This is a genomic window from Streptomyces sp. G7(2002), assembly GCF_028870195.1.
In the GTDB taxonomy this organism is placed as follows: Bacteria; Actinomycetota; Actinomycetes; order Streptomycetales; family Streptomycetaceae; genus Streptomyces; species Streptomyces nigrescens.
In genome coordinates this window covers 3,118,980-3,144,212 of the sequence record NZ_CP102609.1, presented here as the reverse complement: position 1 = coordinate 3,144,212, position 25,233 = coordinate 3,118,980, and the positions used below count along the sequence as shown (strand labels likewise).

Below are 25,233 nucleotides of genomic sequence, written 5' to 3'. Positions count from 1 at the left end.
ACGGGTAGCATGGTCGGCACGGCGGACGAGCCGGCCGGACGGCCGCGTGGGGATCTCACGATCCTCCCGAGGAACGTCCGGGCTCCACAGGGCAGGGTGGTGGGTAACGCCCACCCGGGGTGACCCGCGGGACAGTGCCACAGAAAGCAAACCGCCGGAGGCTTCGGTCTCCGGTAAGGGTGAAACGGTGGTGTAAGAGACCACCAGCCTCCGAGGTGACTCGGAGGGCTAGGTAAACCCCACCCGGAGCAAGGTCAAGAGGGGGCATCGGCTGATGCCCCTGCGCGGACGACCGAGGGCTGCCCGCCCGAGTCCGCGGGTAGACCGCACGAGGCTGCCGGCAACGACAGCCCTAGATGGATGGCCGTCTCCCCCCGGCCCGCAAGGACCGGGGGCGACAGAACCCGGCGTACAGGCCGACTCGTCCGCCATCACGGCTCTGCCCAGGGCAAATGCCCTGGCCGGGGCCGTTGTGCATTCAGCCGGATTTCCTCCCTGGCCTGCGGTTTCCGGGGAGTTCCCGTGGGGATGTGCGCTGAGCCGCTGATATATGAATCAGGGCGCAGTTCGCGGATTTTCCCTGAGCTCAGCAAGCACCTTCCTGCTGGCAGCTGTAAAAGGGTGACCCGCGCCGAGACTGTTCGTCCGCCTTTCCGTGACGTCATTCATGAGGCTTACCGCCGCCTCAAAGTTTCCGAGTTTATGTTGAATTCGAGCATATAGCTGTTGCGCCGAAAGTGCGATGGGGTAATCGGACCCGAAGCGACGTTCATATGTGTCCGCGACCAGCCGAATCTCCTCATCGGCCTCGTTGAAGTGCCCGAGTACGTAAAGTGCCCAGGAATGGTTGTGTCTTGCTCCCAGCGTGACCGTGTGGTCCGGGCCGAGGTGCCGCTCACATTCCGAAGGCAGGGAGAGCAATGCAGAGTTATCTTCCCTTTCGAGTTCGGCCGCCGACAGTATCGTGAGCAGGCTGGCCCGGGAGCGCAGTGTCAATGGATGGGCAGGCCCGAGTGACGATTGTCGGCCCGCAATCGTGGCGTGGAGCAAGGACAGAGCTTCCGCCTGTTTACCGAGGTTTCCAAGCACTAGTTGAAGTCCGTGGCTGCTGTCCAGAGTGTCCGGATCATGGGCTCCAAACAGCCGCTCCTGAGTGCTTCGGACCTGGCGTAGCAGTGGCTCGGCCTCGGAATACTTTCCCAGCCGGAACAGTGCTCGCCCCGCCCTGGAACGCGCGGCCAAAACCAAGCGATGCTCCGAACCGAGGATTTGCTCCGAAAGTGCCACCGTATTATGGGCGGCCTCCCAGGCAGACAGGTAGTCCCCAGTGCGATGGAGAGCAGTGGCCAGGCGGGTCGCGATATCCACCAAATCGGCCGTTGTTGCGGAATTCGCGCCACGCTGCAACAAGGCGATGACGTGAGGGCTGAGAAGCCGTAGATGCGGGTCTTCCGGGCCGGCGTCAGGCAGTTTAGGAATCGCGGCATCCAACAGTCGGCAGGCTGTTGAGTTGAGGGTGCTAAGCGAATCTGATGGCGTGGCGGAAGCGACGCTATCGAGCAGTACGCCGTGGCTTTGAATACACCGCACGCCAACGTTAACCAGTTCAGTAAGCGATTGGTCGAGCAACGCTCGCAGTGCCGTTTCAGTGCGAGCCCGAGGGAGGACACCACTGATTTCAGGACGATTCAGTAAGGTCAGCGGCAGCGGCTCCGAAGCGAAACGGGCAAGCAAGCGAAGCAGTGACACTGCCTCGGGCAGGCCGCGAGCTTCGAATGCGTCGAGCGTGAGTTGCCAAGTACGCCCTACCAGGTGACGTGGATCTGTATCCGACAAGAGGTCAGCTCCTTGGTCGATGAGTTCGACACGCTCGCCTTCCTCGAGGTGTCGTCTATAGGCGTCCATCGTCCAGGGGTCGAGCACTTGGTGGGACAGGAAGCCGCCGGCCAGCGTCAGCGCGAGCGGTAGTCGGCCGAGCCTGTCCGCGATCGCCGAAGCCTGCTTCAACGTGCCGCTCTGCGGCGCCAGGTCGCACAGCACCCGTGCAGCGTCTTCCCGCGGTAGTACCCCAATATGCTGCAACTCCGCTCCTGGCCACCAGCGAGCAGCCGCACGCCGTGTCGTGACCACCACGATGCCGCCAGGGCTGGTACGCAGCCAGCTTCCATCCCGCAAAATCTCGGGATCATCTGCGTTGTCCAGTACCAGCAGCCACGGCTCAGCGGATCGGTCGAGGTGTTCCCACACGAGGTCGGCTCCAGGCCGCAGTCCGTTGCGAGCAGCCAATAGCTCGCCGTCTGTGGCACCACGGTCAGCGGCAACGGCGAGCATGCCGGAGCGCAGGCTCGCACGGTCGGAGGCGTTCACCCATAGGCCGACACGACCGCTGACCTCCGTGGCGAATTGAAAGAAGGCGTGAGCGACAGCAGTCTTGCCGCAGCCTCCCATGCCGTGAAGAACGAAGGCTTGACCGCCATCCTCTTCCGCGACACTCGCCCGTAAGCGCTCGAGCACTTCGGCGCGGTCGCGCAAAACCACGGGTGCTCGGCCCACTGCCGGGCGTCGAACTGAGTCCGGGCCGGCCGAGCCAGGTTCATCGCTGCCGTGATAGTGGTACTCGCTGATGTGTTGGTCACGCGATGATTGGTAGACGCGGCCGTCATCTTCGGCATGGCCGTCCATCGCACCTCTCATCGTTCGCTGATGTGCATGTCTCGGCCAGCTTGATGGATCCGTGCTCGCCCGGATGCAGTTCCGTGCTGAGTGATCTGTGCAGCGTGCGTAGCGACTTCCGGACCGACCCCGCCAAGCAACCTGCGAAGGTTCTCAACGGCCTCTCGCTGGGTGAGCAACAGCCGGCGGAGGTACCCCTGCCACCGCAAGCGCAATTCACTCAGCATCTCTTGGTCAGCTGCCGAGTGGGCGCGCAGTACTTCTTCGCGACTTGCGTCCAATTCATCGGAAACAATTTGCGCTCTGTCGGGCTGCAGGCGCTGCCACAGGCGAGTTAATCCGTCGCGGGTGTGTTGCCAGGCATCAGTTGCCATCAGAGTGACTGAGGTGGTTCCAGCGGTTTGTGTGAACGATGTTAATTCCGGACCCATAGCTCCCCCAGCTGAATCGCCACTGCTCTAGTTTTCCGCTATAAGTCTATAAATCAGACCGACGAGATCGTGAGGGCCGTGCGGCGCTCAAGGTCAGCATCGTTGCACCGCCAAACTGAACGGGCAAGCGAGCCTCGATGGGATTTTCCCATGGCATATGCCATGGTCCATTTTTCCTGCGTAAACCTAGTGTTTGCTCTAGCTGCATGGGGCTTCAGGCACTAAGCTCACAGCGCTCTGGAATGTCTGAAAGAGAGGGGTGGTTGTGGCCAGGCCGTGGGAAGCTGACCCTGCAACGCGGTTCAAAAGGCGGCTAGGGAAATCCCCGCAGGAGTTAGGGCATACAACAGATAATCCCGACTGTCCCGACATCTGGGAGCTAGAGAATGGAGATGTCGCCATCATCGGTAGAGATCTAACAGACTCGCTCGGGAAAAGCCTTCCGGCAGGTGTATCGGTAGGCGCCGACGAGCGACTCGTGGTCATCCCGAGGAGCATGATGGTCGCGGCGAAGCCGGATATTCCAAGTGTTTGAGTCGTTCCAGCGCAGTACCTCAGAGTATTTGGATCGGCCAAGCTATCATGAGGACTTTCGCTGCCAATATGAGAGCGGCATCCGCTCCTTGAGTAAGCTCGAGCGTGGGCAGAATTTCAAGGAGCGAGGTTTTCCTAGCTGGGAAGCCTTCGCCGCCGGCGAGTGGAATAGAGCGCTTTCCTTGATTGAGGAGAAGCGTGAAATCTATGCCGCCCAGTTCCAGAAGGCTGCTGAGCTCGGCATTCTGGAGCGTCGGCTTCGCGTAGTGCAGTTCCCTGTCACTCCGTACGTACAGTGGGAATTGTTCGTGCTTCGCCTACGGGTGGAATTGGGCGATAGTATCCGAGTGATGGATGCCCGAAAAATCTCAGATATCGAAGTCGATCACCTTGTGCCAGAGGTTGTGATCCTTGGCGATGAGGTCATGTACGAGGTGGTTTATGACGACGACGGGAATGCGGCGGGAGCCAATCGAATCGCGGATCAAGTGGCAATTGAAGAAACTTCCGCAGGCTTCGATGCGCTTTATCATCGAGGGGAAGATTTCACAGAGTTCTTCAATCGGGAAATTGCGCCACTCGACCCTCCGTCGGTCGTTCATTGAGTGATTCCTCCGGGGTGGGGATTCGCTTGCGCGAGGACGTGCTCGCGCGGTTTGGGGAAGCCGAACGCGTCCTGGCACATGGCCGCCGCCGCTTGCTGGCGGCGACCAGGCGCCGCGCCGCACCGGCAGTCCAGCGGCGACGACGGAGACGGGCCGGGCGCCCCGCATGGTGTGCGGAGCGCCCGGCCCGGTTTTGCTACTGGGGCGTGTATCGAAAGTAGATCTTGGTCGTGGGGTGCTCTTGGTTCGTGGCACGCGGAGATCTGACGGACGAGCAATGGGCGGTGCTGGAGCCGTTGTTGCCCGCTGCACCATTCCGGACAAGGCCGATCAGGTCCGCAACCGCAAGAAGCGCGGGTCCAGCGGTGGCCGGCCACCGAAATTCGACCCAGAGGACTACAAGGCCCGGCACGCGGTCGAGTGCGGCATCAATCGCCTCAAGAGACGTCGAGCCGTGGCCACCAGGTACGACAAACTCAAGGTCCGCTACGGGGCTACCGTCCTCGTTGCCGCCATCAACGAGTGGTTGTGACGTACTGGTCCGACGACAACTCGTACACCCGTACTCGTCGACCGTGGGTGGGATTGACGGTCTCACGGACCGGATGCATCCCCAGTTTGGTCATGATCCGTTCGGAGGCGTCGTTGCCCACTTGAGTGATGCTGACGATCCGCTCCAGCCCTCGCTCTTCGAACCCGAACCGTACGGCGGCCGCGGCGGCCTCGGTGGCCAAGCCCTGCCCCCAGTGGGAACGTCCCAGCCGCCAGCCGATCTCAACAGCCGGCAGTACCTCAGGCAAGAAGTCGGGCACGGAAAGGCCGGTGAACCCGGCCAGCTCGCCGGTGGACCGGATCTCCACGGCGAACAGGCCGAAGCCCTGTGACTCCCACTCGCTCTCCCATGCCTGGACCCCGCCGCGAGTCTGCTGTTCGTCACGGACGCTGCCGTCACGGATCCACCGCATGACCTCGGGGTCGGCATTGACGGCAGCCATGGGCGCAATGTCTTCCTCGCGCCAGCGACGCAGGATCAAACGAGGAGTCTCAAGCGCGACCATCCAAGCATTCTGGATCACAGATGGGCTCTCCGCCAGATTGTCGATGGCCGTGGAGGACGGCCATCTGGAAGGCAATCCCGTCGCAGGTATCGGATTGCCCAAAGGAACTGGCCGAGGAGTGCGGCTGACGTGGAAACACGTGGTCGCCCTCGCCGAGGACATCGTCAGTTGACGCGGGGGCCGCGGGCCGCAGCCCCCGAGCGAATCGGGTGGGCTACCTCGGGCTGATCGTGACCCTGTAGGTGGCTTTGGCCCTGCCGTGGGTGTTCACGGTGACGGTCTGGCCGTGGTTGTCCCAACTGGCCTTGTTGCCTTGGATGTCGACGCGGTAGCCGTCTGGGTAGGTGTCCCTGGGCACGGTGATCCGGGTGGGTCCCTCTGCGTTGTCGCGGGTGCGGAAGGTGAGCGTGTAGGTGCGTGTAGCCGGGGCGTACGCGAACTTGAGCGGGTCGCCCGCGACGGCCCGGGCGTACGGCTGGACGAGCAGCTGGGCGTTGGGCTTCGCGGTGCCCGTCTGGTCGAGGAAGCAGTAGCCGCCGCCCCGGCACCACTGCCACCATGTCCAGCCACTGGCGAAGCGGTCCAGGGAGGCCGTCATGTCGGTGACGAACTGGCTTGCGTGCGGAACGTAGGGGTTGCCGCCCCACTCGCCCACGATGACCGGCATGCGGTGACGGGTCGGGTAGTCGCTGATCGCGGCCTCGAAGGCGGGGATGAAGGTGCCGTTGGGGTCGTAGTCGGCGCCCGTTTCCATCCCGGTCTCGTAGAAGTGCGGCGCGTAGCCGGCGTGCGGGTCGTCGATGCGGCCCATCCGGGTGGGGACGCCGAGACCGACGATGACGGTGGGTTCGACGAATACCCACGACCTGTGGTCGACCAGGCGGATCGCCCGGGCGAGGCGGTTCCACAGCTCGGTGAGCTCGGTGGCCTCGAAGCGGGCCGCGGCGGCGGGGAGGTCTTCGCCTTCGAGGAACTTCGCGAACGGCTCATTCATCAGGTCGTAGCCGAGCAGCGCCGGGTGCCTGCCCAGGGCGGAGGCGACCGTCATCCACATGCGAGCGTGCGCGGCGCGGAGGTCGGCGTCCTTGTACAGGTGGTCGAAGGCGGTCTGTACGGATGGCTCGAAGTACTCGGAGAACCAGTCGTCGGGTATCGGCCAGAACGGTAACCCCTCGTCGCGGGTGGCCCAGTCGGGGATGCCGCGGGAGCCGAAGTGGGGGCCGTATACGTCCTGGTGGGCGTCGAGGATGACCTTGATGTGGTAGCGGTTGGCCCAGTCGAGGATGCGGCGCATCTTGGTGAGGTAGCCGCGGTCGTAGTGCCCGGGGGTGGGTTCGAGGTCGTCCCAGAAGAACGCGAGGCGCGCGAGGTTGAAGCCCCGGGCGGCCATGTCTTCGAGGTCGCTCTCGTGGATGTCGGCGAACGCGTGGGTGCCTCGGCTGTTCTTGTCGGCGAGGTTGAAGCCGCGCCACTGGAGCGCGCGGCCTTGGCCGTCGGCGATGAAGGTGCGGTCACCGACCGTGATCCGGTCGGGGGCGCGGTCGGGGGTGCGGTCGGGGTCGGCCTGGGCCTGCGTGGGGAGGACGCCGAGCAGGAGGGCTGCCACGGCGAGGGCGGCGGGGGCGACGCGGGAGGTCAAGCGCATGCAGGAGCCCCTTTCGAGGATGGCTGCTTGGGCGGCGTGCTACTGGCGCCGGCCGGATGCTACTGGCGGGTGGGTGAAGTTCCCAGGAGTGCGCGGGAGTTGGCGGGAGTTGGCGGGCTTCCTTCTTCAAGGGCTTCCCCGGCGTCATCGCCGGGGTTTCCTCGGGGCCTTCGCCGTTCCCGGGTGATGCCGCGCTGGGCGGCTCTGGGCGAGAAATGGCCGCGGGCGTCCACGCCGAGGCGACGCTTGCGACCCGCGAACGCAAGGGCGCCGAGTCCTGGCGGCCGCTGAGCCGAGACCGCTGGACCGGGGTACTGGGTACGGGGTACGGGGTACCGGGTACTCGCGCTGACACCGCCCGGTGACTCCAGCCGAAACAGGCGGCGTGGCGTCTTTCCACCCGATCCGCGATCGTATGCGGCATGGACTTCGATGAAACCGAGATGCGTGAAGCAGTCCGCGAGTTGGCCGAGGCCTTGGAGACGATGCTCAACCTGATCAAAGCCGACGCGCTTCCCGCAACCCCCGAAGCTCACCGCCGCATGCGCGAGGCGATGGCCTTCCTCGACGAATCGACCGACCGGATCGCCACCCCGGACACGCCGGGCGAGGTCCTCGACCTGGCCAAGGCCCTCAACGGACTGGTTGTTTCGACGCGGGAGCAGATCCTCGCCGACGCCGTCGCCGCCTCACCCGTGCCCGACCACCCGGGCATGTGAACACTCCGCGCCGACCCTGGGACGAACGGAGTCGCGGCCGGGGACCCTACGGCACGGTGCACATCCAGCGTGACCGGCAACTGCGAGAGGGGTGGCCGCACCGGTGCGGCCACCCAGCCTGGCGCGACTCGTCCGCAGTCCAAGCCCCCTGCCGTGCAAGCCCCCTGCCGTCCAAGCCCCCTGACCTGTGGTCAAGGGGCTCTTTACGTGATCCGGACCCCGTGGGGTGTTGCTGCGGAGACGGAGAATCGACCGGTGGTCGCTCCCCGGAGGGCCTCGCGGCCACATCGTCGTCCGTACCGTCGCAGCCGGCCACCGGGCACGGCGATGCCCGCGACGGACATGCTGCACGAGTGGCAGGATCTCGACGCCGCCGCGTGCGATCGACCGCGTGGCACCTGAGCGAGGCCGTGGATGTCGAGTTCCTGCTGCTCATCGGGCACCATCAGAGGTCGGCCACGGCGATTACCACCTCGCCTTGAGCCCGATCCGATACGTGGAGGCAAGAGTGGCTGAGTCCCCGCGCAATGCTGCCCGGTTCGCGCCGCTGCCCAGCGGCCGGCACCACCTCAGCCGTGAACAGGTGGTGATGTCGCAGCGGATGCGCATGCTGACCGCCACCGCCGAGGCGATGAAGGACAAGGGGTACGTGGGGACCTCGGTCGCCGAGATCATCCGGCGCGCCGGAGTGTCCCGGGAGACGTTCTACCAGCAGTTCCGTTCCAAGGAGGACTGCTTCATCCAGGCCCTGGACGCCGCCACGAAGCAGCTGGCGGGCCTGCTGGAGGCCGCTCGGCAGTCGACGGCCGGCCCTCCGGAGGCAACCCGGCCGGCGCCCCCGGAGGAAACCTTCCGCCGACTGCTGCACCTCTATCTGCGGACCCTCACCGAACATTCCGCCTTTGCCCGGCTGTTCCTCGTCGAGGTCTACGCCGCCGGGCCTGAGGCGATGGCCATCCGCAGGGAGTGGCAGCGATGGTTCGCGGATGCCCTCGCCGAGATCTTCCACGTGGGGGACGAGGACGGTGCGGACGAGCGGAGCTTCGGCTGCGAGGCCCTGGTCGCGGCCACTGCGCAGCTGGTGACGGCGCACCTGGTCGCGGACGACCTGAAGGGCCTGCGCGGACTGGAGGATCCGCTCGTCCGTCTCGCGGTACGGCTCCTTGGCTGAACCGCTAGCCGGCCACGGGGAGCCAGGGGAAGTGCGCCAGTTGACCCCGTAGGCCGGCGGGCAGCAGCGGCGTGACCATCGTGCGGTATCCGGCCACCTGATGCCGGGCCGCTGTGCGGTTGTTGTTGAACAGTTCGTGGGGCGTCTTGCTCGGGACCGGCAGCCCGGGGCCGCAGAGCGGGACCTTGGGCGCCTGACGGTTGAGCTGGTCGCCGCCGCCCGAGACCGCGTGCGGGTCGATGTCGTAACCGTGGTCGCCGGTGAAGTAGCCGACCACGCCGTTGGCGAAGCACGCCAGGTTCGTGATCAGGTTCTCGGAGTGGCAGATGCCGTCGTTGGTGTTGCAGATCTCTTTGACCGTCAGGTCGCCGAAGCCGCGCGGCCCCTTCATGGTCATGCCCGGCAGGATCGTCGGCAGGTTCGTTTCGATGCCGCCCGGGCCGCCGTCCACACCGGGCCGCCGGGGATCGCCGTAGAGCACGCCGTTGATCTGGTCGTGCGGGACGGCATCGCTTCCGGAGAGGGCGGCCAGCTCATCGCCGGCGACGATCGCGCCCTGCGAGTAACCGGCGATGGTCATGTGACTGGCGGAGCATGCGCCGTGGAAGTTCTTCACCGCCGCGTCGAGCGTGGCGATGCCCTCGGCCACGGAGTCGTCCAGCGTCTTGGTGTCGCCGGGGTAGGGGGCGATGGAAGCCGAGTAGTGGATTTTTGTGAACGACACGCCTTCGGGGAGCGCGGAGTTGCTGCGGTCATAGACCGTGGCGTCGCCATCGAGGTGACCCCCGACCTCGAAGATCATCGTGTTCGGGCAGTCGGCCCGGGTCTGCGCCTGTGGGGCGGCCATGGCTTGCGGTGTGCTCAGCCCCAGGGCGGGCAGCGCGACAAGTATCGCGAGTAACGAGCGGGTCCTTCGCATGTGCACCTCGTCTCGAATCGGCGTGGGGGGAACGGGAGTTCCGGCCCAGTGCGACGCCAAAGGTAGCGTCGAGAGAGGTTCTGCGAACAGAGGTGTTCGTGAAAGTCTGGTGTGCGTGCGGGGCGCCACCTCGGCCCAGCGTGCGGGGTTGGCGCGGGTCCGGTTGCTCCGACCCCCGACCCCCGGCCCCGTTCCGTGACGGGCTGCACCCGGATCGTGACAGATCTATTACCGCTTCGGGTTCATGCTTGTCGTAGGCACTCACACGTCTGACGAGGGAATCGAGACGGGGGAATCGAGATGAGGACCGGAAAGCGGAACCAGAACCTGTCCGAGCGGCGCGGGACGGCCCGCACCGGTTCGGTGGCCCGTGGCGCCATGGGGTTAGCGACGGCTGTAGGGCTCGCGGGCGGAATGCTGGGGGTTTTCGGAGCCGGAACCGCGGCTGCGGCCCCCACGTCGCTCACGCTGAGGTACAGGTGCGCCTTTCCGTATGTCGGCGCGCAGCCTGTCACGATGAAGATCGACTCGGACATCCCGAAGTCGGCCGAGGTCGGCAGGCCCACTCCGAAATTCCGCATCGACGCGGTGGTGCCGGTGAGTTCGGACCGTACGAAGGTGATCCGTCTGGCAGGTGTAAGGAGCATCGAGGGTACGGCGGACGCAAAGGCCCTCGTGGCTGCGCCGCAGGGCGACCTCGACGTCAGCCTGCCGTTCGACGTGAGCAGGACCAACGTCCCGGAATCCGGCTCGTTCCACGTCAAGGCGACCGGCGCCGCACCGGCGCGCACCTTCACCCGGCCGGGCAGCGCGAAGATCACCATCGGCGACCTCACCCTGCGCCTCGCCCTGAAAGACGCGAAGGGCAACCCGACCGGACCGGGTGAGGTCGACGCGCCGTGCACGCTGGACGCCGGGCAGAACACCGTCGTGGCGTCGTTCGGCATCACGGGGGCGAAGACGCCGTCCGGCTCGGTCACTTCCGGCGCGACGGGTACGGCCGGCGCCGGCGCCCCCGGGGCGCAGACATCGGGGAGCGCCGGAAGCGCCGGAAGCGCCGGGAGCACCGGATCCACTACGGACGGCACGACCCGCTCGACGACGTCCGGGCCCTCCGGCACCAGGGCCGGTTCGCCGTCCGGAGACAGGGCAGCAGATCCGGCGAAAACCCCCAGCGGCGGCGCGAAGGGCGGGGCGACCACCGACGGCTCGACCGGCGCCTTCACCAGCACCGGTGCGACCAGCCGCCCGGACACCGAAGATCTGCTCCTGCTGGCCGTGGGCACCCTTGTCGTGGGCACCGTTGCCGTGGCCGCCGTCTTCCGCTTCCGCTCGCGCGGCAGGTAACCAAGGCAGGCCCTGACAGCTCACGCCATCCAGGAGGAGGCCGGCACCGCCGACTCCGCCCGCATCCGGACCGCTCGCTCTCTCCTGGCGCAGTGGGGGCCGTACGGACGCGGTCCACACGGCCCCCAGGTGTCCGGGTCAGGACGTCTGGGCCTGGTTGTAGAGGTTCTTGGCGTCGTCGCCGAAGTACGGGCCGAACATGTTGTTGGGCCAGAACTGGTAGCCGAAGCTGTTCACCGAGGACTGCAGGCCGGTGCCGGTCTTCTCGTCGAACGAGGTGAACCAGGGGCCGCCGCTGGAACCGCCGGTCATGTTGCAGGGCAGACCGTGGTCGCTGGAGAACAGCGGGTCCTTGATGGTGTTGCCGCTGCAGTAGATGAGCTTGCTGCCGTCGTACGGGGCGGCCGCGGGGAAGCCGAAGGCGTACATCGCCTTGTTGTAGCCGGAGTTGAAGGACAGGCCCTGGCCGCCGACGACGTCGGTGAGCTTCTTGCCGTCGAGCGGGGCGACCACCGCGGCACCGACGTCGTAGTTGATGTCCTCGCTCGCCGTCCACTGGGGAGTGGCGAGCGTCTTGGCCGCCGGCCATTTGCCGTACGGGGCCTGGCCGTCGTGGTAGCCGGGGACGAAGACCCAGTTGGTGTGCCAGGCGCCCTGCAGCTTCACACAGTGGCCCGCCGTGATCACGGTGCTCTTGTTGCCGCTGGTGACCGCGTCGCCGGAGCAGGAGGCGTTGCGGCCCTGGTAGGTGAAGAACACCCGGCCGGTGGTCTTGACGACCGCGCCGCCGCCGGTCCACGGTCCGCCGGCCTGGGGGAGGGACCCGGGCAACAGCGAGCCGGCCTTGGGGAGTCGGGGGAGGGTGGGGGCCACTTTGAGCGGGGCGCTGCGCGGGACCGCGGCGGGGGCGGACCGCTTCGTGGGTGTGGCGAGGTCCAGGGGAGCGGCGGCGCGCATCCGGTCCGCGGTCCAGAAGGCGCCGAGGGTGGTCTGCGGGGTGGCGGAGGAGTGGTGGCCGGGCTGCGGGGCGGCACCGGCCTGGCCGGTGGGGAGCAGCAGGGCGAGCAGCGTACCGGCGGCCGTCAGGGTGCCGAGGGCGGCCCGGGATCTGCGCGCGGGGTGCGGCGCCGGTATGCCGTGAACTGCCGGTATGCCGCGAACGGTTCGTCTCACGCGTGACTCCTTCTGCGGGGGCCGCGTACGGCGGGCGTGCGCGGCCTCGGGGGGACGGGCCGCACGGGGGCGGCCCGGCAGACGAGAGGTGCGGATTCGAGCGAAGCGCCTGTCTTTGCGCCCCGGCCGGTCAGCCCGGCCGGGGCCCGAAGGCAGGCTCTTAGGGTGCCACCGGAAGGGGAAAGTGGGCAGGGGTCGTACGGGGATTCGATGACCCGGCGTACGGGGGCGCGACTTCCCGCCCGTTCCGGCGCCGGCTGCCCGGCCCGGCGGCGGCCGCACTTCGACCGGCCCGGACGTCGTTCTCCGGCCCGGCAGCGGCCTGGTTAAGCTCGTTCAGGCGTCGCGCTCCGGCCCGGCAGCGGCCTGGCTACGCGCGTTCACGCGCCGCCCTCCGGCCCGGCAGTGGCCCGGCCGCGCCCGGCCGGACGTCGCTCTCCGCCCGCTGCCCCCTCCGCTGCCCCTCAACCCCGCCCGATATACGGCATGTTGGTGGCCATCACCGTCGCGAACTGCACATTGGCCGTCAGTGGCAGCGCCGCCATGTGGACGACCGTGCGGGCGACGTCCGCCGCGTCCATCACCGGCTCGACCGCTGTCCGGCCGTTCGCCTGCAGAATGCCGGTCTGCATCCGGCCGGTCATCTCGGTCGCCGCGTTGCCGATGTCGATCTGGCCGCAGGCGATGCCGTACGGACGGCCGTCCAGGGAGAGCGACTTGGTCAGGCCGGTCATCGCGTGCTTGGTGGCGGTGTAGGCGACGGAGTGCGGGCGCGGGGCGTGCGCGGAGACCGAGCCGTTGTTGATGATCCGTCCGCCCTGTGGCTCCTGGGCCTTCATGGCGCGGAAGGCGGCCTGGGCGCAGAGGAAGGAGCCGGTGAGGTTGACGTCGACGACCGCGCGCCAGTCGTCGTAACTCAGGTCCTCCAGCGGCGCCGCCCGGCCGAAGGTGCCCGCGTTGTTGAAGAGCAGATCGAGCTGTCCGAACCGTTCGTGGACGGTGGCGAAGAGGGCGTCGACCTGGTCGGGCCGGGTGACATCGGTCGGTACCGTCATGATCGCGGGGCCGTCGGGGTCCAGCGGGCCGGCCAGACGGGAGGTCTCCGCCAGCGCCTCCGCGCGCCGCCCGGCCAGCACCACCGTCCAGCCGGCGGCGTTCAGCGCATGGGCGACCGCCCGCCCGATGCCGGAGCCGGCGCCGGTGACCACGGCCACCTGCCGGGGCGCCGCCCCGTCGTGCTGTGTCTCCTGTGCCGCCGGTGCCGTCTGTGTGCTCTGCCCGCCCCGCGAGGACGGTGCCGGCAGTGTGGGCCGGGGCGCGGTCGCCGTGCCGCCCACCTGCCCGGCCCGTGCCATCGGCGTCGTCCGCGCTGCCCGTGCCGGCTCTGTGTTCTCTGCCATGGCGGCAGCGTAAACGGCGCACGGGCGGCGAACGGGGCGCCGCCGCCGCGTCTCAGTCCTAGGGAGTGTCTCCTCCTAGGTATGGAACCGCCGCAGCACCGCCGCCTTCGTGGCAGTGAACTCCTCCTCGGTGAGGATGCCGTCGCGGCGCAGGTCGCCCAGTTCGCGCAGCCGGCGCAGCAGGGCGTCATGGTCCTCGGCGGGGGCGGCGGCGGACACCCGGGGAGCGGCGGGGGTGAGCGGCGCGGCGGGGGCGAGCGGTGCGGGCGGGGCCGTTGCCCGCAGGGACTTCCCCGCGCCGGCCGACGGATGCGGCAGCCGCGCCGCGACCGCGGCCGCCAGCAGCGCCGTGGTGCCGCTCTCCTTCTTGAAGCCCCACAGCTCGATGGAGTTGGGGTCGTTCTCCGGCTTGAGCCGCTCCGTCGCCCCGCGCGTCCGGAAGCGGAGATGGCCGGACTCCAGACCGGCGGCGGCCCGCCACTCCACCGCTTCCAGCTCGCTGAGCGCGAAGTTCCGGGGGCCCCAGTCCCGCTTGGTCTCGCTGGTGTTCCAGCGCCATTCGATGTGCACCCGCTCGCCGTCGAAGGTGGCGACACCGTCCACCCCGGCGGCCGAGAGCGGGACGGACGGACCGGGCAGCAGATAGTGGTCGGCCGGCCCGTCCGGTATCTGTTCCAGCATCAGGGCCTGCCGTACCGCGTCCACGAAGTACTCGGCGACATCGACCCGTCCGGCGTCCACGGTCAGCCGGTACGGGTTCGCCTCGTCCGGCAGACCGCCGCCGGTGACCTGCAGCAGCGGATCCGCGCCGTCCCGCAGCCGCAGTCGCAGCCGGCCGCCCTTGCGGCCCGGTTCGTGGGCGATCCCGGCCATCGCGGCCAGCGGTACCGTGAACTCGCCGAGATCCTGGCGCAGTTTGTGCACCCCGCGCTCGCGCCCCGGCACGATGCGCACGACGTCCCCGTCGAAGCTCCACGTGCCGTCGCGCACCATCAGTTCAGCCATGCCCCGAATCCTACGGAGCCACGGCCGGTGCCGTGATTGTCCGACCGCGTCCGGTGCGGGCCCACTCCTCATCCAGCTGTCATGTATGTGTCGTGCGCGGGACAGCGCCGCGCCGTCCCGTGGCCCTCGAATTACTCCCCTACGGGCTCTGCGACAACCGCCTTCAGGGGAGGGCCAGATGACGCACCACGCACCGCACGAGCAGGAGATCCGGGCCGCGGCCGCACACTTCGGCCGCCGCCGCTTCCTCACCGCCACCGGGGCCGCCGCCGCGCTCGCCTTCGCGACCAACCTCCCGGGCACGGGCGCCGCATTCGCCGCCGAGGCCGATGCGCGGAAGATCACCGAGAACCCCTTCACGCTCGGCGTCGCCTCCGGTGACCCGCAGCCCGGCTCCGTCGTGCTGTGGACCCGCCTCGCCCCGCGTCCGTACGAGCCCGGCAACGGGATGCCGGACGCCAGAGTCACGGTCCGCTGGGAAGTCGCCTACGACGAGCACTTCAAGCGGCTGGCCGGCCAGGGGCGCGCCGACGCCCACGCGGAGTTCAACCACTCCGTGCACATCGAGCCCACCGGTCTCGCGCCCGACCGCGTCTACTACTACCGCTTCCGCGCCGGCAGCTGGATCAGCCCGGTCGGCCGCACCCGCACCGCACCCACCAAGGGCGCCCGGCTCTCCGACCTGAAGCTCGCCGCGGTCTCCTGCCAGGCCTACCACGACGGCTACTTCACGGCCCACCGGCACCTGGCCGAGGAGGACCTCGACGTGGTCTTCCACCTCGGCGACTACCTCTACGAGTACCCGGTGGGCGCGGCCGGCGGCGCCCGCAACTACACCGACCGCAAGCTGCCCGCGGTCTTCAACCGCGAGACGGTCACCCTGGAGGACTACCGGCTGCGCTACGCCCTCTACAAGTCCGACCCGGACCTGCAGGCCGCGCACGCCGCGCACCCCTTCATCGTCACCTGGGACGACCACGAGGTGGAGAACAACTACGCCTCCGACATCAGCGAGGGCAACCTCCCGCCCGCCGAGTTCCTCGTCCGCCGGGCCGCCGCCTACCGCGCGTACTGGGAGAACCAGCCGCTGCGCCGCCCGCAGCGGCCCCAGGGCGCCGACTGCCGGCTCTACCGCCGCCTCCAGTACGGGCAACTCGCCCAGTTCGACATCCTCGACACCCGTCAGTACCGCTCCGACCAGGCCTACGGCGACGGCTGGCACGCCCCGGGCCCCGAGTCCCTCGACCCCGCGCGCACCCTGACCGGCGCCGCCCAGGAGCGCTGGCTGATCGACGGCTGGCGGCAGTCCTCCGCGCGCTGGAACGTGCTGCCGCAGCAGGTCACCTTCTCCGAGCGGCGCAACGCCACCGGCCCCGGCTACCAGCTGAGCATGGACGCCTGGGACGGCTACGCGGCCTCCCGCGACCGGGTCCTGGCCGGCGCCGAGTCGGCGGGCGTGGACAACCTCGTCGTCCTCACCGGCGATGTGCACGTCCACTACGCCTTCGACATCAAGAAGGACTTCAAGGACCCCGGCTCGCGCACCGCGGGGGTGGAGCTCGTCACCACCTCGATCGCCAGCGGCAAGGACGGCGCGGACAAGCCCGCCAACTGGGACACCTACCTGGCCGCCAACCCGCACCTGAAGTTCTACAACGGCCGGCGCGGCTACCTCACCGTCACCCTGGAACAGGACACCGCCCGCGCCGAATTCCGTACGGTGTCGGCCGTCACCACCCCCGGGGCGCCGGTGCACACCACCGCCTCCTTCGTCTCCGAAGCGGGCGATCCGGGCCTGAAGCCCGCCTGATCCAGGACGTCCGTCCCAGGCCCGGGGGACGTCCGTCCTAGGCCCAAGGGACCGGTCCGAAACCGGTCGGAAGCCGTCACATGCGTGACACCATGGTGCAGCCATCTATCACCATGGAGACCCGTATGACGGAGCCCGGCGCGGCCGAGACCCAGGACCTTCCCCCCATAGCCGAGCGGGGCGCGGCAGCAGCACCGGCCGCGTCCCGCCGCACCAGCCTCCTCGTCACCCTCGTCCTCGGCGGCCTCACGGCGGTCCCGCCGCTCTCCATGGACATGTACCTCCCGGCCCTGCCGCAGGTCACCGCCGCCCTGCACAGCCCGGCCGCCACCGTCCAGCTCACCCTCACCACCTGCCTGGCGGGCATGGCGCTGGGGCAGATGATCGTCGGCCCGATGAGCGACAAGTGGGGGCGCCGACGCCCGCTGCTGGCCGGCATGGTGATCTACGTCCTGGCCACCGCCCTGTGCGCGCTCGCCACCAACGCCGAACTCCTCATCGCCTTCCGCCTGTTGCAGGGCCTGGCGGGCGCGGCCGGCATCGTCATCGCGCGGGCGGTGGTCCGCGATCTGTACGACGGCGTGGCGATGGCCCGGTTCTTCTCCACCCTGATGCTGATCTCCGGGGTGGCGCCGGTCGTCGCCCCGCTCATCGGCGGCCAGATCCTCCGGCTCACCGACTGGCGCGGGGTCTTCGTCGTCCTCACCGCCGTCGGCGTGGCGCTCACCCTCCTGGTGTGGCGCACGCTCCACGAGACCCTGCCGCCCGAGCGCCGGCACTCCGGCGGCCTCGGCCAGACCCTGCGCACCATGCGTGATCTGCTCGCCGACCGGGTCTTCTCCGGCTACGCCCTCGTCGGCGCCTTCGCCTTCGCGGCCCTCTTCGCCTATATCTCCGCCTCGCCGTTCGTGGTCCAGGAGATCTACGGCGCCTCCCCGCAGACCTTCGGCCTGCTCTTCGGCATCAACTCCGTCGGCCTGGTGGCCGTCGGCCAGATCAACGGCAAGCTGCTGGTCGGCCGGGTCGGCCTCGACAAGGTGCTGGGCACCGGTCTGGCGGTGATCGCGCTCGCCGCGACCGCCCTGCTCCTGATGTCCGCCGGCGTCTTCGGCCACGTCGGACTGGTCCCGACGGCCGCCGGCCTGTTCGTCCTGATGGCCGCGATGGGCCTGGTCATGCCGAGCACCAACACCCTGGCCCTGCTGCGCACCCCGCACGCGGCCGGCTCCGCCTCCGCGCTGCTGGGCACCTCCACCTTCCTCCTCGGCTCGGTGGCCTCCCCGCTGGTGGGGATCGCGGGCGAGCGGACGGCCGTACCGATGGCCCTCGTACAGCTCTCTTGTGCCGTATTGGCGCTCGTGTGCTTCCTGGGAATGTGCCGCCCGTGGCAGCGTAGGGGGGAGAGCAACGGGAGCACGGCAGGCGAGAGGACCAGGCTCTGAACGCAACGGCACTCACCTACGGCCCACCGGCCCGCGCAGGGCTGGACCCCGGCTGGGTGGAACGGCTGGTCCGCGGTGTCCGGGCACTGCCCGAGGGCCGGCCGCCCTGGTCCCCCGGCGTCGTCGTGCTGGCCGGCCGGGGCCCGGTCGTCGCCGCCGAGGCCGCCGCGGGCTGGGCGCTGCGCTACCGGGCCTACGACCCCGAGCGGGACCGCGGCCTCGATCTGCCCCGCGACCTGTGGGAGCCGATGCGGGTCGGCACCGTCTTCGACCTCGCCTCGCTCAGCAAGCTCTTCACCGCCATCGCCGCGGTCCAGCAGGTCGAACGCGGCCGGCTGGCCCTCGACGACGAGGTGCGGGCCGATCTGCCCGCCTTCGCCCCCGGCATCACCGTCCGGCAGCTGCTCACCCACACCTCGGGACTCGCCCCCGAGCTCCCCTTTTACGACCACCGGGACCGCACCGCCCAACTGGCGCTGCTGTGGCGGGAGGCGGCGGCCCCTTCCGGCGGCCGGGCCCCCGTCCACCGCTACTCCGACCTCAACCTCATCGCCCTCCAGCTGATCCTGGAGCAGCGCACCGGGCACCGGCTCGACGCCCTGATCCGCGACGGCATCACCGGCCCGCTGGGGATGTCCAGCACCTCGTACGGGCCGCTGGCGCCGCAGGGCGTCGCGGCCACCGAGGACCAGCGGCGGCCCTGGGCCAAGGCGGACCGCGGCATGATCCGCGGCGAGGTGCACGACGAGAACGCCTGGGCCCTGGGCGGTGTCGCCGGTCATGCCGGGCTCTTCTCCACCGCCCAGGACCTGGCGGTCCTCTGCCGCACCCTGCTCAACGGCGGCGCCTACGGCACCGCCCGGATCCTCGGGCCCGACGCGGTCGCCGCCCTCCTCGACCCGCCCGGTCTCGGCTTCGGCGTCGACCAGCCGTATTTCATGGGCGAGTTGGCGGGCCGCGGCGCGGCCGGGCACACCGGCTTCACCGGCACCAGCCTGGTCCTGGACCGCGCCACCGACACCTTCCTCGTCCTGCTCGCCAACACCGTCCACCCCCGCCGCCGCGCCGGCGGCAGCGCCCCCCGCGCCGCGGCCGCCACCCGGCTGGCCCGCGCGGTCTCCCGTGCCACCTGACCAGCCAGGGCACGCCGCGGGGGCCCGTAGAATTTCCCCCATGCACGAGGAACTGCGCGCCGCGCTGGCGGGCCTGCTCGACGGCCTGCCGCCCAAACAGGCCGCGCAGGCAGTCGACCGTCTGATCGCCAACTACCGGGGCCGCACCCCCACCGACGCCCCGGTCCTGCGCGACCGCGCGGATGTGGCCGCGTACGCCGCCTACCGCATGCCGGCCACCTTCGAAGCCGTACGGGCCGCGCTGAACGCGTTCGCCGCCCGGGTCCCGGACTGGTCCCCGGCCACCCATGTGGACATCGGCGGCGGCACCGGCGCCGCCACCTGGGCCACCGCCGCCACCTGGGAAGGCCACCACAGCACCGTCCTGGACTGGGCACAGCCCGCCCTGGACCTCGGCCAGGAACTCGCCGCCAAGACCCTCCCCGACACGACCTGGCAGCGGCAGACCATCGGCGAGGGCCTGACCGTCCCCGCCGGCACGGACCTGGTCACCGTCTCCTACGTCCTGGGCGAACTCCGCCCCGAGGACCGCCACGCCGTCGTCGCCGCCGCGGCCGCCGCGGCCAAGGCCGTCGTCCTGATCGAACCCGGCACCCCCGACGGCTACCTCCGCATCCGCGAGGCCCGCACCCAGCTCACCGAAGCCGGTCTGCGCATCGTCGCCCCCTGCCCGCACAGCGACACCTGCCCGATCGTCCCCGGGGAGGACTGGTGCCACTTCTCCGCCCGGGTCAGCCGCTCCTCCCTCCACCGTCAGGTCAAGGGCGGCTCCCTCCCGTACGAGGACGAAAAGTTCAGCTACGTCGCCGCCACCACCCTCGACGCCACCCCCGCCCCCGCCCGCATCGTCCGCAAACCCCAACTCCGCAAGGGCCAGGTCCTCCTGGACCTCTGCACCACAGACGAGGGCCTGCAACGCACCACGGTGACCAAGCGCCACGGCACCCACTATCGCCAGGCCCGAGACGCCTCCTGGGGCGACGACTGGTCCTGACCGCCCCCACCGGCCCCCACCGGCCCTGACCTCCCCCTCACCGGACTGCGGCCCCACATGGACACGAGGTGCCGGGGGCGGAGGGGTGTGTTGTCGGACGTAAAGCGAAGCAGTCCGACCTTGCACACCCCAAACCCCGGCACCACACCCTCACGGTTGCATTGCTACCCGCCGAAGGCGAAACAAACCACGGCGCGAAAGCCGGAAAACCACAGGCCCCCCACCCGCCGAAGGCGAAAGAACCACGGCGGGAAAGCCAAAAACGCGGGAAGTCAGCCCAAGCGCAGCTCCGCCGTCACACACTTCACACTCCCCCCACCCTTCAACAACTCCGTCAGATCCATCCCGATCGGCTCGTACCCCCGCTCCCTCAGCGGTTCGAAGAGCCCCACCGCCGCCTGGGGCAACAGCACATGCCGCCCGTCGGACACCGCGTTCAGCCCGAACGCGGCCGCGTCGGCCGGGCCGGCGATCAGCGCGTCGGGGAACAGCCGCGCCAGCACGGCCCGGCTCCCGGCGGAGAACGCGCCGGGGAAGTACATGACCTCCGCCCCGCCCCCGCCCCCGCCCGGCGCCCCGCCCCCGCCCCCGCCCGGCGCCCCGCCCACGCCCGGCGCCCCCCCCCCGCCCGCCCCCCCGCCCCCCGCCCGGCGCCCCGCCGCCGGCTCCCCGCCCCCGGGGTCGAGCACGCACAGCGCCGTATCGAGGTGGTAGTAACGCGGGTCGACGAGATCGAGGCCGATCACCGGGCGGGCGAAGTACTCCTGCGCCTCCGCATGGGACAGCGGACTGCTGCGGAAGCCGCGCCCGGCCAGCAGCCAGGACGCGGTGACCGCGAAGTCGCCCTCGCCCTCGTTGACGTGCCGCGGCTCCCGCACCGCGTCGAACCCGTGGCCGCGGTACCACTCGGCATGCACCGCGGCCTCGCCGTACCGCTCGGCGAAGGCGAACCGCGCGCCGAGCACCCGGCCGTCCACGACGGTGGCGCCGTTGGCGGCGAAGACCATGTCGGGGAAGGCGGGGTGCGCCGGCAGCTCCTCGACGGTGTGGCCGAGCGCGCGGTAGCGGTCGCGCAGGTCCTCCCACTGGGCGTGGGCGAGTGCGAGATCCACGGGCTTGTCGGGGTCCATCCAGGGGTTGATGGAGTAGCTGACCCGGAAGTACGTGGGCGGGCACATCAGATAGCGGCGGGGGGTGGCGCTGCGCCGGAGGGTACGCAAGGAGGGCTCCTCACGGTGGTGGCACTGGGGGCGGGTACGGAGTGCCGTACGCGCCCCCAAATCGTCCACCGTGCGGAGCCCCCGTGCCGCGGGCCGTGCACCGTTCGAGTGGTGCCCGGCGCCCGCACGCCGTGCCCGGTCACTGCTTCCGGGCCCGCTCCTGGAATTTGCGCAGCAGCTCATCGCGGCGGTCCGCTTCGGACCGCCCCCGGCCGCCGCGGCCGGTGCCCCCGCCGCCGCGCAGCGCGCCCCGCGAGAGCTTGTTCCGGGTCCCGCCGACCCCCAGCATTCCGCCCGCATTGCCCTTGCTCATGGGAATCCCCTTCCTCCCGGCTTTGGCGAGACGAACCGTCTCGCTTGGTCTTCACTATGTACGAGACGAAGCGTCTCGTCAAGACGATACGTCTCGCTTCTCCTTGGTTAGACTCCGCGCTATGGCGAACAAAGCAGCCCCCGACTCCTCCCGTCGCAGCGAACGCTCCCGTCGCGCGATCTTCGACGCCGCCCTGACGCTCGTCGGCGAGGTCGGCTACGACAAGCTCACGATCGAAGGCATCGCCTCCCGGGCCGGTGTCGGCAAGCAGACGATCTACCGCTGGTGGCCCTCCAAGGCGGCCGTCCTGCTCGACGCGTTCACCGCCGGCGTCGACGATTACGACGTGAAGGGCCTCCCCGACACCGGTGATCTGGCCGCGGACCTCAAGTCCGTGCTGCGGGCCACCGCCGACGAATTCAACGACCCGGCGTTCCAGGCCCCCTACCGCGCCCTCGCGGCGGCCGGTGCGAACGACGAGGAGCTCTCCCGCACCTTCGTCGCCCGGCTGATGGAGCCCGGCACCCGCCTCTATGTCGACCGGATCCGGGCGGCCCAGGAAGCCGGAGAGGTCGCCGCCGACATCGATGCGCGGATCGCCGTCGAGATGCTGCTGAGTCCCTTCTCACAGCGCTGGCTGATGCGTACCGGCGAATTGACCCACGACTTCGTCGACACCCTGGTCGACCAGGTGCTGCGGGGGCTGCGGCCGCGCGGCTGAGCGGACCGGGTGACGGGCGCCGACGGCATCGGAGCGCCGCCAATGAACCGAATTGCCGGTATTCATCCGTCATTCGTTCACCCCGGATCCGCACACCGGTCACCCGAGGAGCAGGATGGTGGCAGCATTGATCCCAGACCACCGCTCGAAGTGAGGGGATAGATGGAACGCAAGAGCAGGTTCTCCCAGTGGCTGCGCCGGCCGAAGAGCGGATCGGACGGCGGCGATACGGACACGGGATCAGCGGCTGCGCGCGGCCGCGAGGACCTGCTGCTGGCGGCGGCCGACGCGGGATTCCCGGTGGCCCCGGCGGCGCACCCCTCCGGCTACGGCTGTTCCTGTGAACGCATCGGCTGTCCCACCCCCGGCCGGCACCCCGTCTCCTTCGGCTGGCAGACCGTCGCCACCACCGACCGCGACAAGGTCGCCGCCTGGGTCCGCACCCTCCCGCAGGCCAACTTCATCACCGCCACCGGCATCACCCATGACGTGCTGGACGTCCCCGTCGAGGCGGGCCGCAGCGCCCTGGGGCGGCTGGACGGGGCGGGTATCGACGTCGGGCCGATCACCCTCAGCGGCGCCGGCTTCGGCGACGGGCGGATGCTCTTCTTCACCGCCACCCGCGGCACCCCGGACGACGAGGACGAGTGGTGGCCCTGCGAGCTCGACTGCCACCCCGAGACCATGGACGAGCATCCGGGACTGCGCTGGCACTGCCGCGGAAGCTATGTGCTGCTGCCGCCCTCGACCCTGCCCGGCGACCAGCCCGCGGTGACCTGGCTGCGCGGCCCCGAACTGCCGCTGCCCGACCCGCTGACCCTGCTGGAGTCGCTCACCGACGCCTGCGCGGAGTTCAACGACCGCGAGCCGCACCACCACGAGGCACACGCCTGGCCGATCGGCCGCTGACCGGGCCCGCGCCGGTCACCCCGTACCCACGCCGAAGGGCCGCCGGGATCATCCCGACGGCCCTTTCGCACTCTCCACGGTCCGGCAGAGTCCGCCGTGGCGCCGCTACAGCGGCTCCACCGACGTCTTGCCCTCCCGCCGGTTCAGGATGGTGACCTTGTCGCCGGAGCCCTTGGCCGGCACCGTGACCGCCTGCGAGGAGACGGTGGTGAAGGCCATCCGGTTCGTCTTCTTCTCCGGCCCCACCACGAGACCCCGAAGCTCCTCCGGCACACTGATCGTCGCCCCGGCGAACATCGTCTGCTGCTGGTGGTAGACGGTCGAGAAGAACACCAGCGCACCGCCGTCCGTGGTCCGCAGCGCCACCGGCTGATGGTCCGAGGCGGTGTCCCTCCACTGGACGCGCGAACCGACCTTGCGGGAGTCCTTGGCGCGCCGCTCCCGCCAGCCGTCGGTCTGCGGACCGGGCGCGAACACACTGCCCTTACCGGTGTTGAGATAGTCCGCGTAGGCCCCGCTCAGCTTGCCGGGGGCCACCGTCAGACCGGACCCGGAGCCGAGCGGCACCGCCTCGGCGTAGCCGTTCTTCGTCTTGAGCTCCGGCGCCTTGTTGCCCGGGAACTGCGCGAAGTACACCGCGCGCCACTTCTCGGCGATGTCGTTGCGGCTGAACACCAGGAACCAGCGGGTGTTCCGGCCGCTGGCGTCCTTGCGGTTGCTGACCGCGTCCGCGATGAAGTACTTCGGCCAGCCCGCCTGTTTGGGGACGGTGAAGTGCGGGTCCTGGAACTCCAGCGCGCGAAAGCCCGGATTGCCCTGCGGCCGGAGGGCGTGTGCCGCCTTTATCCCGGCCTGGTCGATCGCGAGCAGCGCACCCGCCTCGAAGGAGGGGTTCAGCTTCGGGTTCAGCTGCCGGTAGGCCTGGTTGAAGCCTTCGGTGAAGCGGGTGAGGGCCTTGGTGCCCTCAGCCTTCGACACCGCCGGCAGCATCTCCCTCTCGCCGTGCACCGTCATGCACCCGCTCAGTATCAGCAGCGCCGTCGCTGCCGACATCAGAGTTACGGGCACCCGGAACGGCGACCTGCGTGTCATGGGGCTCGGGCTCCTTCGGGGCGACCGGGGCGGACGGGGCGGCCGCCGGGGTGGCACGATTCGGCGACACCCTACCCGGGGCGAGGAAGAACAGAAGCGTGGGGATCAGATACAGAGCCCACACCGTGACCTGAAGAACGGTCGGGTCCGGCTGGAAGTTGAAGACGCCCTTCAGCAGCGTGCCGTACCAGCTGTCGACCGGAATCTGCTCGCTGACGTCGAACGCCTTGCTGCCCAGCCCCGGCAGGAACTCCGCCTCCTGCAGATCGTGGAAGCCGTACGCCAGCACGCCCGCCGCGACCACCACCAGCATGCCGCCGGTCCAGGTGAAGAACTTCGCCAGGTTGATCCGCACCGCACCGCGGTAGAACAGCCAGCCCAGCGCCACCGCCGTCAGCAGGCCCAGCAGCGCCCCGACCAGCGGCCGTACCCCGTCGTTCGCGGACTGGGCGGCGGTCCAGACGAACAGCGCGGTCTCCAGGCCCTCGCGGCCCACCGACAGGAACGCGGTGACCACCAGCGCCACGGTGCCCATCTGCAGCGCCGCGTCCAGCTTGCCGTGCAGCTCCTTCTTCAGATGCCGCGCGGTGCGCCGCATCCAGAAGACCATCCACGTCACCAGGCACACCGCGATGATCGACAGCGAACCGCCGAGCGCTTCCTGCGCCTTGAACGTCAGCGTCTGCGAACCGAACTGCAGCGCCGCACCGAACGCGAACGACAGCACCACGGCGAGCGCGATGCCGAGCCAGACCGGGCGCAGCGCCTCCCGCCTGCCGGTCTTGACCAGGTAGGCGATGAGAATGCAGACGACGAGGCTGGCTTCCAGGCCCTCGCGCAGACCGATCAGGTAGTTGCCGAACACGTCGGTTCCTTCCCTTCCTTCATGGAGCCGGCGACGGTCTTCCCCGCGCCGGCG

22 protein-coding genes, 1 other RNA gene and 1 pseudogene are annotated in these 25,233 nt (G+C 69.5%); 13 read left to right on the top strand and 11 right to left on the bottom strand.

Going from position 1 to position 25,233, the window contains the following annotated elements:
- Nucleotides 1-26: 26 nt before the first annotated feature.
- Nucleotides 27-428, top strand: an RNA gene (rnpB, locus tag NUT86_RS12905) — RNase P RNA component class A.
- A 127-nt stretch (nt 429-555) separates the two neighbouring features.
- Here the strand turns inward: rnpB and NUT86_RS12900 are convergent.
- Complete coding sequence (locus tag NUT86_RS12900; RefSeq protein ID WP_274735258.1) at nt 556-2,682, bottom strand: tetratricopeptide repeat protein; 2,127 nt, start codon at nt 2,680-2,682, stop codon at nt 556-558.
- Nucleotides 2,683-3,369: 687 nt separating this feature from the next.
- Between NUT86_RS12900 and NUT86_RS12895 the strand changes: the two genes are divergently transcribed.
- The 3 genes and pseudogenes from NUT86_RS12895 to NUT86_RS12885 form a co-directional block, all read left to right on the top strand.
- Nucleotides 3,370-3,639: a hypothetical protein gene (locus tag NUT86_RS12895; protein WP_078518844.1), complete on the top strand. Its 270-nt coding sequence runs from the start codon at nt 3,370-3,372 to the stop codon at nt 3,637-3,639.
- Complete coding sequence (locus tag NUT86_RS12890) at nt 3,632-4,243, top strand: DUF6879 family protein (protein WP_109889349.1); 612 nt, start codon at nt 3,632-3,634, stop codon at nt 4,241-4,243. The genes NUT86_RS12895 and NUT86_RS12890 overlap by 8 nt, the downstream gene beginning before the upstream one ends.
- 304 nt (nt 4,244-4,547) lie before the next feature.
- Nucleotides 4,548-4,775 (top strand): annotated as a pseudogene (locus tag NUT86_RS12885) (IS5 family transposase); the annotation flags it as partial.
- On the opposite strand, the gene NUT86_RS12880 reads toward NUT86_RS12885, so the two are convergent.
- Nucleotides 4,759-5,301, bottom strand: coding sequence for a GNAT family N-acetyltransferase (locus NUT86_RS12880; RefSeq protein WP_266448974.1), 543 nt, complete (start codon nt 5,299-5,301; stop codon nt 4,759-4,761). The pseudogene NUT86_RS12885 and the gene NUT86_RS12880 overlap by 17 nt on opposite strands.
- A gap of 214 nt (nt 5,302-5,515) precedes the next feature.
- On the bottom strand, nt 5,516-6,946 hold the full coding sequence (locus tag NUT86_RS12875) for a cellulase family glycosylhydrolase (protein ID WP_274735254.1): 1,431 nt from the start codon (nt 6,944-6,946) through the stop codon (nt 5,516-5,518).
- 422 nt (nt 6,947-7,368) lie between these two features.
- Between NUT86_RS12875 and NUT86_RS12870 the strand changes: the two genes are divergently transcribed.
- Both NUT86_RS12870 and NUT86_RS12865 read left to right on the top strand, forming a co-directional pair.
- Nucleotides 7,369-7,665 (top strand): hypothetical protein, encoded by a 297-nt coding sequence (locus NUT86_RS12870; RefSeq protein WP_018093295.1) that lies wholly within the window; start codon nt 7,369-7,371, stop codon nt 7,663-7,665.
- Between the two features lie 508 nt (nt 7,666-8,173).
- Nucleotides 8,174-8,836: a TetR/AcrR family transcriptional regulator gene (locus tag NUT86_RS12865; protein WP_274735252.1), complete on the top strand. Its 663-nt coding sequence runs from the start codon at nt 8,174-8,176 to the stop codon at nt 8,834-8,836.
- 4 nt (nt 8,837-8,840) lie between these two features.
- Here the strand turns inward: NUT86_RS12865 and NUT86_RS12860 are convergent, their stop codons facing one another.
- Nucleotides 8,841-9,755: a PE-PPE domain-containing protein gene (locus tag NUT86_RS12860; protein ID WP_274735250.1), complete on the bottom strand. Its 915-nt coding sequence runs from the start codon at nt 9,753-9,755 to the stop codon at nt 8,841-8,843.
- Nucleotides 9,756-10,055: 300 nt separating this feature from the next.
- Between NUT86_RS12860 and NUT86_RS12855 the strand changes: the two genes are divergently transcribed.
- On the top strand, nt 10,056-11,102 hold the full coding sequence (locus NUT86_RS12855) for a DUF6801 domain-containing protein (protein WP_342456237.1): 1,047 nt from the start codon (nt 10,056-10,058) through the stop codon (nt 11,100-11,102).
- A 138-nt stretch (nt 11,103-11,240) separates the two neighbouring features.
- On the opposite strand, the gene NUT86_RS12850 is transcribed toward NUT86_RS12855, so the two are convergent.
- From NUT86_RS12850 to NUT86_RS12840, 3 genes are all read right to left on the bottom strand, one after another.
- The gene (locus tag NUT86_RS12850; protein WP_274735246.1) at nt 11,241-12,275 is read right to left on the bottom strand and encodes a trypsin-like serine peptidase; all 1,035 of its coding nucleotides are present in this window, start codon (nt 12,273-12,275) and stop codon (nt 11,241-11,243) included.
- Nucleotides 12,276-12,739: 464 nt separating this feature from the next.
- Entirely contained in the window at nt 12,740-13,630 is an 891-nt protein-coding gene (locus NUT86_RS12845; protein ID WP_266449045.1) for an SDR family oxidoreductase, read from the bottom strand.
- 120 nt (nt 13,631-13,750) lie between these two features.
- Nucleotides 13,751-14,680 carry a DUF4429 domain-containing protein gene (locus tag NUT86_RS12840; protein ID WP_266448986.1) on the bottom strand — a complete coding sequence of 310 codons (930 nt, stop codon included), beginning with the start codon at nt 14,678-14,680 and terminating at the stop codon, nt 13,751-13,753.
- 178 nt (nt 14,681-14,858) lie between these two features.
- Here NUT86_RS12840 and NUT86_RS12835 point away from each other — a divergent pair, with 178 nt between their 5' ends.
- From NUT86_RS12835 to NUT86_RS12820, 4 genes are all read left to right on the top strand, one after another.
- A complete protein-coding gene (locus tag NUT86_RS12835; protein WP_274735243.1) occupies nt 14,859-16,490 on the top strand; it encodes an alkaline phosphatase D family protein in 1,632 nt (543 codons plus the stop codon).
- A gap of 125 nt (nt 16,491-16,615) precedes the next feature.
- Nucleotides 16,616-17,932: a Bcr/CflA family multidrug efflux MFS transporter gene (locus tag NUT86_RS12830; RefSeq protein ID WP_274740466.1), complete on the top strand. Its 1,317-nt coding sequence runs from the start codon at nt 16,616-16,618 to the stop codon at nt 17,930-17,932.
- 56 nt (nt 17,933-17,988) lie between these two features.
- Entirely contained in the window at nt 17,989-19,065 is a 1,077-nt protein-coding gene (locus NUT86_RS12825; protein ID WP_174876401.1) for a serine hydrolase domain-containing protein, read from the top strand.
- A gap of 40 nt (nt 19,066-19,105) precedes the next feature.
- Nucleotides 19,106-20,059, top strand: a complete 954-nt coding sequence (locus NUT86_RS12820) for a small ribosomal subunit Rsm22 family protein (RefSeq protein WP_274735242.1) — start codon at nt 19,106-19,108, stop codon at nt 20,057-20,059.
- Nucleotides 20,060-20,331: 272 nt separating this feature from the next.
- Here the strand turns inward: NUT86_RS12820 and NUT86_RS12815 are convergent, their stop codons facing one another.
- A complete protein-coding gene (locus NUT86_RS12815; RefSeq protein ID WP_274740462.1) occupies nt 20,332-21,237 on the bottom strand; it encodes a dimethylarginine dimethylaminohydrolase family protein in 906 nt (301 codons plus the stop codon).
- A 181-nt stretch (nt 21,238-21,418) separates the two neighbouring features.
- Nucleotides 21,419-21,592 carry a DUF6243 family protein gene (locus NUT86_RS12810; RefSeq protein ID WP_018090170.1) on the bottom strand — a complete coding sequence of 58 codons (174 nt, stop codon included), beginning with the start codon at nt 21,590-21,592 and terminating at the stop codon, nt 21,419-21,421.
- A gap of 121 nt (nt 21,593-21,713) precedes the next feature.
- On the opposite strand from NUT86_RS12810, the gene NUT86_RS12805 reads away from it, so the two are divergent.
- Nucleotides 21,714-22,313, top strand: coding sequence for a TetR/AcrR family transcriptional regulator (locus NUT86_RS12805; protein WP_148591591.1), 600 nt, complete (start codon nt 21,714-21,716; stop codon nt 22,311-22,313).
- Between the two features lie 162 nt (nt 22,314-22,475).
- Nucleotides 22,476-23,222 carry a bifunctional DNA primase/polymerase gene (locus NUT86_RS12800; RefSeq protein WP_018090172.1) on the top strand — a complete coding sequence of 249 codons (747 nt, stop codon included), beginning with the start codon at nt 22,476-22,478 and terminating at the stop codon, nt 23,220-23,222.
- 105 nt (nt 23,223-23,327) lie between these two features.
- On the opposite strand, the gene NUT86_RS12795 is transcribed toward NUT86_RS12800, so the two are convergent.
- Entirely contained in the window at nt 23,328-24,200 is an 873-nt protein-coding gene (locus NUT86_RS12795) for a hypothetical protein (RefSeq protein ID WP_234017572.1), read from the bottom strand.
- Nucleotides 24,187-25,179 carry an iron uptake transporter permease EfeU gene (gene efeU, locus NUT86_RS12790; protein WP_018090174.1) on the bottom strand — a complete coding sequence of 331 codons (993 nt, stop codon included), beginning with the start codon at nt 25,177-25,179 and terminating at the stop codon, nt 24,187-24,189. The genes NUT86_RS12795 and efeU overlap by 14 nt, the downstream gene beginning before the upstream one ends.
- Between the last annotated feature and the right edge of the window lie 54 nt (nt 25,180-25,233).

Coding starts and splice junctions, on each gene's coding strand:
- NUT86_RS12900 (WP_274735258.1), bottom strand. CDS start 2,682: ATGGACGGCCATGCCGAAGATGACGGCCGCGTCTACCAATCATCGCGT.
- NUT86_RS12880 (WP_266448974.1), bottom strand. CDS start 5,301: ATGGTCGCGCTTGAGACTCCTCGTTTGATCCTGCGTCGCTGGCGCGAG.
- NUT86_RS12875 (WP_274735254.1), bottom strand. CDS start 6,946: ATGCGCTTGACCTCCCGCGTCGCCCCCGCCGCCCTCGCCGTGGCAGCC.
- NUT86_RS12870 (WP_018093295.1), top strand. CDS start 7,369: ATGGACTTCGATGAAACCGAGATGCGTGAAGCAGTCCGCGAGTTGGCC.
- NUT86_RS12860 (WP_274735250.1), bottom strand. CDS start 9,755: ATGCGAAGGACCCGCTCGTTACTCGCGATACTTGTCGCGCTGCCCGCC.
- NUT86_RS12855 (WP_342456237.1), top strand. CDS start 10,056: ATGAGGACCGGAAAGCGGAACCAGAACCTGTCCGAGCGGCGCGGGACG.
- NUT86_RS12845 (WP_266449045.1), bottom strand. CDS start 13,630: ATGGCACGGGCCGGGCAGGTGGGCGGCACGGCGACCGCGCCCCGGCCC.
- NUT86_RS12840 (WP_266448986.1), bottom strand. CDS start 14,680: ATGGCTGAACTGATGGTGCGCGACGGCACGTGGAGCTTCGACGGGGAC.
- NUT86_RS12835 (WP_274735243.1), top strand. CDS start 14,859: ATGACGCACCACGCACCGCACGAGCAGGAGATCCGGGCCGCGGCCGCA.
- NUT86_RS12830 (WP_274740466.1), top strand. CDS start 16,616: ATGACGGAGCCCGGCGCGGCCGAGACCCAGGACCTTCCCCCCATAGCC.
- NUT86_RS12820 (WP_274735242.1), top strand. CDS start 19,106: ATGCACGAGGAACTGCGCGCCGCGCTGGCGGGCCTGCTCGACGGCCTG.
- NUT86_RS12815 (WP_274740462.1), bottom strand. CDS start 21,237: ATGTGCCCGCCCACGTACTTCCGGGTCAGCTACTCCATCAACCCCTGG.
- NUT86_RS12810 (WP_018090170.1), bottom strand. CDS start 21,592: ATGAGCAAGGGCAATGCGGGCGGAATGCTGGGGGTCGGCGGGACCCGG.
- NUT86_RS12805 (WP_148591591.1), top strand. CDS start 21,714: ATGGCGAACAAAGCAGCCCCCGACTCCTCCCGTCGCAGCGAACGCTCC.
- NUT86_RS12800 (WP_018090172.1), top strand. CDS start 22,476: ATGGAACGCAAGAGCAGGTTCTCCCAGTGGCTGCGCCGGCCGAAGAGC.